The organism is Lactobacillus apis (genome assembly GCF_002837055.1).
In the GTDB taxonomy this organism is placed as follows: Bacteria; Bacillota; Bacilli; order Lactobacillales; family Lactobacillaceae; genus Lactobacillus; species Lactobacillus apis.
Window position 1 is genome coordinate 1 of sequence record NZ_PDKP01000036.1, and the last position, 2,685, is coordinate 2,685.

At 34.6% G+C, this 2,685-nt stretch carries 3 protein-coding genes and 1 tRNA gene; 1 reads left to right on the forward strand and 3 read right to left on the reverse strand.

What is annotated here, in order from left to right:
• From CRG87_RS07610 to CRG87_RS07620, 3 genes are all read right to left on the reverse strand, one after another.
• Positions 1–771: PTS transporter subunit EIIC (locus CRG87_RS07610; RefSeq protein ID WP_133125501.1), on the reverse strand; the 771-nt coding region annotated here is incomplete at its 3' end.
• A gap of 362 nt (positions 772–1,133) precedes the next feature.
• Positions 1,134–1,206: transfer RNA gene (locus CRG87_RS07615), tRNA-Thr, on the reverse strand.
• A gap of 229 nt (positions 1,207–1,435) precedes the next feature.
• Positions 1,436–1,636, reverse strand: coding sequence for an immunity protein (locus CRG87_RS07620; protein ID WP_074426144.1), 201 nt, complete (start codon positions 1,634–1,636; stop codon positions 1,436–1,438).
• A gap of 240 nt (positions 1,637–1,876) precedes the next feature.
• Here CRG87_RS07620 and CRG87_RS07625 point away from each other — a divergent pair, with 240 nt between their 5' ends.
• Positions 1,877–2,578 carry an MgtC/SapB family protein gene (locus tag CRG87_RS07625; RefSeq protein ID WP_046305725.1) on the forward strand — a complete coding sequence of 234 codons (702 nt, stop codon included), beginning with the start codon at positions 1,877–1,879 and terminating at the stop codon, positions 2,576–2,578.
• Positions 2,579–2,685 lie beyond the last annotated feature (107 nt).

Consider the following 2,685-nt stretch of genomic DNA (forward strand, 5'->3'; position numbering starts at 1 on the left):
GTCAATGATACCTGAAATTGCGTTGGCACCATGAATACCGAAGAACCAAAGCGTACATACAACTAGCTCAATAACAATTGCACCACCTAAACTATTGGTTACCTTGCTCATTGGGTCCTGTAGGAAGAAAGTAATTACGTTTGGGATGCTCTTCATAGGCGTTGCTTCAACACCAATTCTAATTAGCCAAACTACAAATAAGGAAATTGCACCTGGAACCAGAGCCGCAAATGAATTGCTTACAGCTGGTGGCACTGTATCTGGCATCTTAAAGACCAAATTCTTGTGCATTAACCAAACATACAAATCAGTTACAAACAAACCAACTAGTAGGGCTGTGAAAAGACCAGATGAATCAAACTGTTTTAACGGAATTAATAGTCCGCCGTCTTTTCCAATTTGCATTGGAATCGTTAAGATAAATGCACTTATTGCAACAATCATTGCTGAGAATGCATCAATATTTTGGTAACTTTTCGCCAAACTATAGGAAATACCAGCTACGGCTATTAAACCCATAATATTAAACGAGGCATTTGTCACATATTGCACAACAGTTGACCAATTAGGGCCAAAAATATGGGCCATAAAGTCTAAATAGCCCTTTACTGGAAACTGACCAATAATCATAAAGATTGAACCAATGATAATCATTGGCACAGCTGCAGTCATTCCGTCTCTTAATGCAACCATGTGCCTAGCACTTGATATTTTATTAAAAAGTGGAATTAGCTTCTCGTTGAGAAAGTTATTCTCTTTTTTCTCCGACATTTTATTCACTCCTACTGTTTATTTATAATTGCACCAATTTGCAATCGCTTACAGATAAATATTAGCATTTTGTTTCAAAAAGTCAATATTTTTATGAAACATGTTTCATTTTTAACATTAAAAAAACTGACAGCTCGAACAAGGTGCTAAACTGACAGACATAATAATATTGTTTTTTGCAAAATGAAAAATTATTGGATTACTCATCTAAAAGTCTACCTAAGAGTTTTTGTACGGAACAGGGGCAAAAATGTGTTCCGTAGCGTGTGCATAATTCTGTTTTAGGCAAAAAAATTAACCTTAATTTATCTGCCTAAAATACTGATAAATCAAGGTTAATTACTTTAAATGCTTCTTCTAAATGCTGACTAGAGGATTCGAACCTCCGACCTCATCATTACTAGTGACGTGCTCTGCCAACTGAGCTAAGTCAGCATTGTCAACTCGACAACGATATTTATTAAAACATATTAGCTTGGTTTGCGCAAGTACTTTTTACGATTTTCTATACCTTACCACATTCTTCTTGCTCAGTAGTAACAGAATGTAAGATATCATGCAAAATTTTGGCAAGAAAAAAGCGCAGAAAGCAAAAATCGCTTGTTGCAATAGTTGCTTCTGCACTAATTAATCTTATTGATGAGTTTGGCGCTCAATGATTCGCCTAATACACCTTCATGACTAGTGCTATGCCAATCCCTATAAAAGCTAAAGCTAAAACCACTCCGCTCCATAGAGCCAATGGTAGAAAGGTAGAAGTATTTTTATTTCCTCGCTGCTTAGTATCCTTAAAAGCCTTATAAACAGCATATATTTCCCAAATCCCAAGCAGGATTCCTACAACACCTGTAAGTTGTTCCATCATCTTATTTTCTCCGTTATAATTATTAGTAACTGACAATCTCAATCCAACTATAGGATCAAATTCTTTATACTTTCAGTATTACTAAATGTTGCTAATAGTTATAGCACATAAAGAGTAAAAGTAAATATTTTTCAATAAATATCTCAAACTTAATTTTCTATACTTTACCAAAAAATACCTCTCTTTTAACACTTTTTAAGTGTATAATATTAACTATTGTTTTTTCAAAGGAGTGAGATAATGGTAGATATATCACCGATTAGTGCTCAACTACCTTGGATATTACGCCTAGTAATAGCTTCCTTATGTGGTGCTTTAATCGGCTACGAACGAGCAATTCAGAGAAAAAGCGCGGGGGTTAGAACCCACATTGTAGTAGCTTTTTCTTCTGCGTTATTTATGATTCTTTCTAAATATGGGTTTGCTGACTTGATGAAAATTTCCGGGATGGAATATGATGCTTCTCGTATAGCTGCACAAATAGTTTCCGGTATTTCATTTATTGGTGCAGGAACTATTTTAGTTAAGAAAAGTCAGATTTCCGGTTTGACAACAGCTGCCGGTGTTTGGGCAACAGCTGCAATCGGCATGGCTATTGGCTCTGGGTTATACTTTTTAGGCATTATTGCTACCGCGATTCTCTTCATAGTTCAAATGATTTTTCATGATGATACTATAATTAATAAAATCATCATGCATATTCGCTTCAACATTCAAATCGAAGCGGTCAACAAACACGGCATTTTGAAGACAATCGAAAAAGAATTATCGGCCAATCATGTTGAAAATGTGTCAGTTAAAATTTTATACGTTAGCGACGAAAAAATAATTTTCTTCGTTGATGGCATTATCAATAATAATATTGATGAAAATAACATTATTATGGCATTACGCAAATATCCTGACATTAAACGCATTAGCTACACTAGCTTAGGCAAGTAATGTCTTAAAAAATAAGTAGTAGCGCTTGCTGGCTGCTTATTTTTTTGTACTAAAAAAATAAATCAACTACAATAATACTTAATTACAAATTTCAAGTTCTAGAAAGG